Origin of the sequence: Campylobacter sp. BCW_6461, assembly GCF_001762735.1 — a bacterium.
Lineage (GTDB): Bacteria > Campylobacterota > Campylobacteria > Campylobacterales > Campylobacteraceae > Campylobacter_D > Campylobacter_D jejuni.
This window is the reverse complement of sequence record NZ_MJXJ01000013.1, coordinates 20,129-27,325: the sequence shown is the minus strand read 5'-3', so window position 1 is coordinate 27,325 and position 7,197 is coordinate 20,129. Positions and strand designations below refer to the sequence as shown.

Here is a 7,197-nt window from a genome sequence, read left to right as displayed (position 1 = left end):
ATCTTTTTTGGCATATTCTTTAGCTATATCTATACTTTTATCACTCCCACAATCATCCACTACAATTATTTCTATATCTTTAAAACTTTGATTGATACAACTTTCTAAAGCTTTGGCTATATATTTTTCTACATTAAAAGTTGGCAAGATGATTGAAATTTTAGGCATTGTTTTTCTTAAAAATCTTTTTTGGGTGGCGAAAATAAAATCTTATTTTATTTTTTATATTAATAAAAGGAAGGAATTTATCATAATGTTTATCGCAAAAACTAAGATTATAATTTAATTTAAGACATAAATCAAGGATATTGTGCTTTTGAAGTAAAAATCCATAAATGCATGATTTATAAAAATGATTTTTATTCATTTTATAAATTTTCCACATTTCAGAAAATAAATGCAAACAAAGTCTGTTTTTATCGAAAATTTTTTTATCTATAAAATCTCTAGTATTACCACAAGAAATTTGACAAGTATCTTTATAGTCTAGAGCATGTTTTTCTAAATCATATTCTTTAACCCATTTAGCTAAAAACCAAGGACCTATAATACCCCAAGGAATTATTTTGTTATCATCAACAATCTTTTTTGCTTCATCTATAATTAATTTTCCAAATTCACTTTGTTTTGGAAATTTAAGGAGTGAAGTTGTGATTCTAGCTTTGCTTAGATCATTATCAATTTCCTTAGAAAAAATATATTCTTTTTTATCATAATCATAATGGTTTAAACACACCATATCAAGATCCACCCATACCCCCCCCCTGAGATAAAGTAGATTAAACCTAAAAAAATCTGAAAAAGCAGCTACTCCAGCTCCCCTATCATCGCTAAAATATTCTTCAAAAGGTATGATTTCATTTGCATCTTTAAGTATAAAATTATCAAACAGCTCTTGGAATTTTAAAAAAATTTTATCTTCTAAATTATAAGTATATAGATGGAATTTATACCCATGATCAAGCCAAGATTTAATCGTAAGAATTTCCATTAAACCTATACCCTTATAGCCTTTAGGAGTATACCAAAAACTTGAAATTTCAGTCATTGTTAGCCTTTTAATATTAAAAATATAAAAACTTAATTATATAAAATCTAATCTTAAATTCTATTTTTTAAATCCATCTCTTCTTTCTTTAAAACCTCAAATAGCTTTTGATGAAAGGTATCTCATTTTCAAAGTCTAAAGAAAGCTTTCTTATAAGTTCATTACTTTTCTTTTTATCATAATAATTTTGATTTAAAATTTCTTTATTTTTATTCTCATATCTTCCATTTGGATTAAATTCATAATGATAAATGCAAGTTTTAAAAACAGCTATTTTCTCACAAAACATAAAATAAACATAACAAAAAAGCACATCTTCGCCATAACTTAAACGCTCATCTATTTTAATTTTCTCAAAACTTTTTAAGATGATATCTTTTCTAAAGCACTTCGCCCAAACCGACCAGCAAAAATGCCTTTGTTTACTTAAAAAATCTAAAAATTCCTTTTGATTAAAAACTTCATCTTGTTTAAAACGATAAAATTGTTTGGTTTTTACTCTATGCACAAAGGCATCAAAACAAAGCAAATCAAAACCTTTTTTCATCTCTTTAAATGTTATTTCACAAGCATCGAGTGTTAAAAAATCATCACTATCTAAAAACATTATAAAATCAGAACTAGAATGCAAAACCCCCAAATTTCTACTTGCAAAAGTGCCTAAATTTTCTTCATTTTGAAAGATTTTTATCCTTGGATCTTTTTTGGCAAATTCTAAAACCATATTTAAACTATTATCTTTACTTTTATCATCGATAATCAAAATTTCAATATCTTTTAAAGTCTGATTTATACAACTTTGTAAAGCTCTTGAGATAAAATCGCAAGAATTAAAAAGCGGGATTATGATAGAAAGTTGTGGCATATTTTTCCTAAATTTTGTTAAAATAATAAAAACAATTCTATCAAAGTTTAGGAAATTTATGAAAATTTTTATACACCTTCCCACTTGGCTAGGCGATGCGGTGATGGCTTCACCTGCTTTATACGTTATAAAAGAACATTTTAAAAATGCCCAATTTATCCTTTATGGATCTTTGGTTTCCACAGCACTTTTTAAAGAATTTCCTAATTCTAAAATCATCATAGAAAATAAACAATCCCGCTACAAACAAGCCCTATCTTTACGCAAAGAACTTGGTAAGATCGATTTTAGCTTTGCTTTTAGATCTGCGTTTTCTTCTAAGATTATCTTACATATTCTTAAAACAAAACAAAGATATTTTTTTGACAAAAACAAGCACAAAGAAGAACATCAAGTTTTAAAATACCTTTATTTTATAGAAAACTCACTTCACATAAAAGCTCACCTTAAAGACTTAAAACTTCCCTTTAAGCTAAAATTTCAAAGCCCTCTTGTCTTAAAAAATGGCAAAAAAATTCTAGGACTCAATCCTGGTGCAAGCTTTGGAAGTGCAAAAAGATGGGATGCGAGTTATTTTGCTAAAGTGGCTTTAAATTTCAGCCAAAGTCATGAGATTTTAATCTTTGGCGCAGGAAAAGCCGAACAAGAACTTTGTAATGAAATTTATCAAATTTTAAAAGAACAAAACATAAAAGTAAAAAATCTTTGCAATAAAACTACCATCAAAACCCTTTGTCAAAATATCGCTTTTTGCGATCTTTTCATCACAAATGACAGTGGCCCTATGCACATAAGTGCAGTTTATAAGGTAAAAACCGTGGCTATTTTTGGCCCTACAAAATTTACTCAAACCTCACCTTGGCAAAATGAAAACGCAACATTAGTGCATTTAAATCTAGCTTGTATGCCTTGTATGCAAAAAACCTGCCCTTTAAAACACCACAAATGCATGAAAGATTTAAAGCCTGAAGTGATTGTAAAAGCGATTCAAAATTTAACTAATATCTAATTTTTTCTTAATGTAAAAAGTATAAGATAGTTTTAAAATATTTCTATAAAGTCTAAAAATTTCTCTAATAATTTTTCTGTAAAATTTAGCTTTCAAAAATAAACGTCTAGCTTGAGAAATTGAACTTTCTATTCTACAATCATGTTTTAATAATAAAGGCTTTTTAACTATATTTAACACATTATGTTTATAAAACATATCCATATAATCATCTACGGCATAGATCCAATTTTTAGCATATTTAAGAAATTTCATTGCAGCACTTACTTGCAGTACATAACCTTGAGTTCCAGCAAGCTTTTCAAAACTTAAATAATATCCACCCTCGCTCAAAAAATACAATCTTTTATCGAACAAATAACAAAGTCTTATATATTCATATTTGCTCTTTAATAGCTCATCTATATATTCTTGCCCCATTATTAAAAATTCATCGCTAAATTCCACATCATCTTCTAGGATGATTATAGGCTCATCAAGCTTCACACATTCTTGCCAAAGTTTATAATGACTAGCAAAACAAGCTTTTTCTCCATCAGAAAGCTCTCTGCCCAGCACCCAAGAACCCCACCAAGGAAAATGATCTTTAAATTCCAAATGTTCTTTATTTTTAGCATCAATAGCTTTAAAGAAAATAAATTCTAATTTATTTTTTAAACTAGGATTTTTTTCAAAAAGCTTTTGAATTTGTTTTTTCATATGCTCTTTTCTATCTAAAGAACGCTCTAAATTTATGATAAAAACTTTCATTAAAAACCCTCATCGATGATCTGACAAAGCGTGTGTATGATTAAAATGTGCATTTCTTGAATTCTAGCCGTATCATCGCTTGGCACAACAAGATTATGATCACAAAGCTTATTCATCATTCCACCGCCCTTTCCACTAAGCCCTAAACAAAGCATATTAAGTTCTTTTGCTTTTTTAAAAGCTTCTAAAACATTGAGACTTTTTCCACTGGTTGAAATGCCGATTAAAACATCATTTTCATTTCCTAAAGCCTCCACTTGTCTTGAAAAAACAAACTCAAAACCATAGTCATTTCCTATAGCACTAAGCGCTGAAGTATCGGTTGTAAGCGCTATACCTGCTAAAGCCTTGCGTTCTTTTTTATAACGCCCACTAAGTTCAGCTGCAAAATGCTGTGCATCAGCTGCACTTCCACCATTTCCGCAAATTAAAATTTTACCACCTTTTTTAAGACATTCACATAAAAGCTCGCCTATTTTAGCGATTTGTCCTTTTAAAATTTCACTTTCTTGAACGATTTTTTGATGTTCTTGCCATTCTTTTTCTACTAAATTTATCATTTTTTATCCTTAATCTTTTCTATAATCTTACTCGTACTAAATCCTTCTTCAAAATCGATTAATTCAACTCTTGAAATCAAATTTGAACCTACAACAAGCTTATCTTTATAATCAGCTCCTTTAACCAAAATATCAGGCTTTAAAAAGCTTATAAGTTCTAAAGGTGTGTCTTCATCAAAAATCACTACAAAATCTACAAAATAAAAAGCTGCCAACATACAAGCTCTTTGAAACTCTGAATTTACAGGACGACTCTCACCTTTGAGTCTTTTCACACTCGCATCTGAGTTCAAACCTACAATCAAAACATCGCCCAATCTTTTAGCTTTCTCAAGATATTTTATATGTCCAAAATGCACGATATCAAAACAACCATTTGTAAAAACAATCTTTTTATCATTTTGTTTTAAAAGCGTTAAAAGCTCTTCTTTATTTTTGATCTTTTTCTCAAAACTCATACTTTTAAAACTTCTAATCTCATCAAAACTCACACTCACACTACCTATTTTACTTACTACAACGGCTGCAGCTTCATTGGCAAGTTCACAAGCTTTAAAAATTTCAATTTCATTTGCCAAACAAAAAGCCAAAACGGCAATCACACTATCGCCCGCTCCTGTTACATCATAAACTTCTAAGGCTTTAGCAGGTGCGATTTTTAAACCCTCATTAAAAAGCGCAATCCCCGCTTCTGAAAGAGTGATGATAGAATAACGCAAAGAAAAATCTTCTTTTAATTTTTTAATCCCTTTTTCTAAATTTTCACCCTCTAAATTTTCAAATTTCAAAGCTTCTAAAGCTTCTTTTTTATTAGGCGTGAGCAAGGTTGCACCGCTATATTTACTAAAATCACTCCCTTTAGGATCAACTAAAACAGGGATATTTAAAGCCTTAGCCTTTTTTATCACAGCCTTACAAACCTTAGGCGTTAAAATACCCTTAGCATAATCGCTTAAAACCACAGCTTTAAAATCTTTAATCTTTTCATCAAACAAAGCAATAAGCTCATTTTCAAGCAAAATCTCACTTATGTCTTCTTCATCTAGTCTTAAAACCTGCTGATTGTGTGCCATAATGCGATTTTTAAAAGGGGTTTTGCGTCCTTTTTGGATCAAAAATTCTCCTTTTAAATTTTCTTGTAAAAATTTCCCACTCTTATCATCACCCACAACACCAAGCGCAAAAACATCAGCCCCTAAACTTTTTAAATTTGCATAAACATTCGCAGCCCCGCCTAATCTTTTATCTTCCTTAAGAGTTTTAGCTACCAAAACAGGGGCTTCAGGACTGATACGCGAACAATCACACCAAGTGTAATTATCCACCATAAAATCCCCTATAATTAAAATTTTAGGTTTTTGCTGGCTTAAAAACTCAAGCATTTACTTCCTTTTCAAAAAGTCTTTTTATCTCATCTAAATAATCTTTAATCCCCTCTTCAAGACTAAATTTTGGCTGATAATCCCAAGTTTGATCTAGTTTTGCTTCAGTATGGAATTGATAAGATTTTACATAAGGATTTGGGATATATTCACAAGGCAAATCAGTCTTTAACTCTTTTTGCAAAATATCAACTATATCTTGAAAGGTTCTTGCTTTACCACTGCCTACATTATAAACCCCGCATTTTGAATCAAGGGCGATTAAATTGGCATTAATAACATCTTTAATATAAGTAAAATCTCTATAAATTTGATCACTTCCTTCAAACAATCGTGGATTTTTTCCTGCTAAAATTTGATGGCCAAATTGCAAAACCATAGAAGCGGTTTTGTTTTTATAAAATTCGCCTTTTCCATAAACATTAAAATATCTAAGTCCTACCAAATGAGCTTTATCGTAATATTTTTTCGCTAACTTATCCATCATCAATTTTGAAAAAGCATAAGGATTTTTTGGCTCTTCATCTTTACCTACAGTTTGTGGACTTTTTGCATCACCATAAACCGAAGCTGAACTTGCATAAATAAGCTTTGCATTAAGATCTATGCTAAGTTCTATAAAATCTTTAAAAGTATTTAAATTGGTTTGTAAAACCTTAGTTTGATCAAAAACTGTAGTGTCTGAAATTGCTGCTTGATGAAAAATAATCTCTGGCTTAAAATCTTCAATCTTTTTTAAAACTTTTTCATCGTTAATATCACCTGCAAAAAGTTCTCCATCAAATTCAAGTAAATTTTTAAAATGTCCAAAACTTTGTAAATTTCCATTTTCAAAAGTCGCACTGCTACGCATTTTATCAATGATTAAAATTTCATGTTTTTCTTGCAAATTTAAAGCCAGTTGCGAACCTATAAATCCTGCACCACCTGTGATTGCTACTCTCATTTAAATGTCCTTTTCTTTAAAAAAACTCAAAATTTCTTTTAAATTTTTAAATTGTCTAAAAAAATCGCCTTCTTTTTTTTCTTCATTTACTAAAACCAAAGTGCCAATATTAGCATTTAACCCTGCTTGCATATCGCTTAGATTATCTCCGATAAAAATAGAATTTTTCATATCTAAATTAAACTCATCTTTTGCTTTTAAAAGCATTCCTGCTTTAGGTTTGCGACATTCACAACCTTCTAAATGCGGACAATGATAAATTTTATCAATTTTTATACCTTGTTTAGTAAATTCTTTAAGCATATAATCACAAAGCTTAAAAAAATCACTTTCCTTATAATATCCTCTTGCAATGCCTGATTGATTTGTCGCTATAAAAAGCAAATATTTTTTAGCTAAAAAATATCTACAAAGTTCAAAAATTCCATCACAAAATTCAAAATCTTCTATTTTATAGACATATTTTTTATCTATATTAATCACACCGTCTCTATCTAAAAATAATGCTTTTGTTTTCATAAAAAACATTATAATATAGCTTTTTTGAAAAGAAAATAAACATTATCTTTATTTTCTTAAGATTTTTATAAAAATAAAGATATATAATATCTGGCAATCTAATTTTTACTGAGGAGAA

7 protein-coding genes and 2 pseudogenes are annotated in these 7,197 nt (G+C 29.3%); 1 reads left to right on the top strand and 8 read right to left on the bottom strand.

Going from position 1 to position 7,197, the window contains the following annotated elements:
• The 3 genes and pseudogenes from AJ882_RS09195 to AJ882_RS02975 all read right to left on the bottom strand — a co-directional run.
• Nucleotides 1-168, bottom strand: a 168-nt coding sequence (locus AJ882_RS09195; RefSeq protein ID WP_148127815.1) for a glycosyltransferase family 2 protein, incomplete at its 3' end; no start/stop codon positions are given.
• Nucleotides 161-1,048 carry a glycosyltransferase gene (locus AJ882_RS02980; protein ID WP_011049889.1) on the bottom strand — a complete coding sequence of 296 codons (888 nt, stop codon included), beginning with the start codon at nt 1,046-1,048 and terminating at the stop codon, nt 161-163. The genes AJ882_RS02980 and AJ882_RS09195, both read right to left, overlap by 8 nt.
• Nucleotides 1,049-1,101: 53 nt before the next feature.
• Nucleotides 1,102-1,913 (bottom strand): annotated as a pseudogene (locus AJ882_RS02975) (glycosyltransferase family 2 protein).
• 58 nt (nt 1,914-1,971) lie between these two features.
• On the opposite strand from AJ882_RS02975, the gene waaF reads away from it, so the two are divergent.
• Entirely contained in the window at nt 1,972-2,922 is a 951-nt protein-coding gene (waaF, locus tag AJ882_RS02970; protein ID WP_011049891.1) for a lipopolysaccharide heptosyltransferase II, read from the top strand.
• Here the strand turns inward: waaF and AJ882_RS02965 are convergent.
• The 5 genes and pseudogenes from AJ882_RS02965 to gmhB all read right to left on the bottom strand — a co-directional run bounded on the left by AJ882_RS02965 (nt 2,908) and on the right by gmhB (nt 7,122).
• A complete protein-coding gene (locus AJ882_RS02965; protein ID WP_002884483.1) occupies nt 2,908-3,672 on the bottom strand; it encodes a glycosyltransferase family 25 protein in 765 nt (254 codons plus the stop codon). The genes waaF and AJ882_RS02965 overlap by 15 nt on opposite strands.
• Nucleotides 3,672-4,232: a D-sedoheptulose 7-phosphate isomerase gene (gene gmhA, locus AJ882_RS02960; RefSeq protein WP_002869619.1), complete on the bottom strand. Its 561-nt coding sequence runs from the start codon at nt 4,230-4,232 to the stop codon at nt 3,672-3,674. The genes AJ882_RS02965 and gmhA overlap by 1 nt, the downstream gene beginning before the upstream one ends.
• Nucleotides 4,229-5,614, bottom strand: a complete 1,386-nt coding sequence (gene rfaE1, locus AJ882_RS02955; protein WP_002867399.1) for a D-glycero-beta-D-manno-heptose-7-phosphate kinase — start codon at nt 5,612-5,614, stop codon at nt 4,229-4,231. Before rfaE1 ends, gmhA begins: the two co-directional genes overlap by 4 nt.
• Nucleotides 5,607-6,560 (bottom strand): ADP-glyceromanno-heptose 6-epimerase, encoded by a 954-nt coding sequence (gene rfaD, locus AJ882_RS02950; protein ID WP_002867398.1) that lies wholly within the window; start codon nt 6,558-6,560, stop codon nt 5,607-5,609. Before rfaD ends, rfaE1 begins: the two co-directional genes overlap by 8 nt.
• Nucleotides 6,561-7,122 (bottom strand): annotated as a pseudogene (gene gmhB, locus AJ882_RS02945) (D-glycero-alpha-D-manno-heptose-1,7-bisphosphate 7-phosphatase).
• Nucleotides 7,123-7,197 lie beyond the last annotated feature (75 nt).

Excerpts from the sequence above, each read along its gene's own strand:
- AJ882_RS02980 (WP_011049889.1), bottom strand. The coding sequence starts at position 1,048 with ATGACTGAAATTTCAAGTTTTTGGTATACTCCTAAAGGCTATAAGGGT.
- waaF (WP_011049891.1), top strand. The coding sequence starts at position 1,972 with ATGAAAATTTTTATACACCTTCCCACTTGGCTAGGCGATGCGGTGATG.
- AJ882_RS02965 (WP_002884483.1), bottom strand. The coding sequence starts at position 3,672 with ATGAAAGTTTTTATCATAAATTTAGAGCGTTCTTTAGATAGAAAAGAG.
- gmhA (WP_002869619.1), bottom strand. The coding sequence starts at position 4,232 with ATGATAAATTTAGTAGAAAAAGAATGGCAAGAACATCAAAAAATCGTT.
- rfaE1 (WP_002867399.1), bottom strand. The coding sequence starts at position 5,614 with ATGCTTGAGTTTTTAAGCCAGCAAAAACCTAAAATTTTAATTATAGGG.
- rfaD (WP_002867398.1), bottom strand. The coding sequence starts at position 6,560 with ATGAGAGTAGCAATCACAGGTGGTGCAGGATTTATAGGTTCGCAACTG.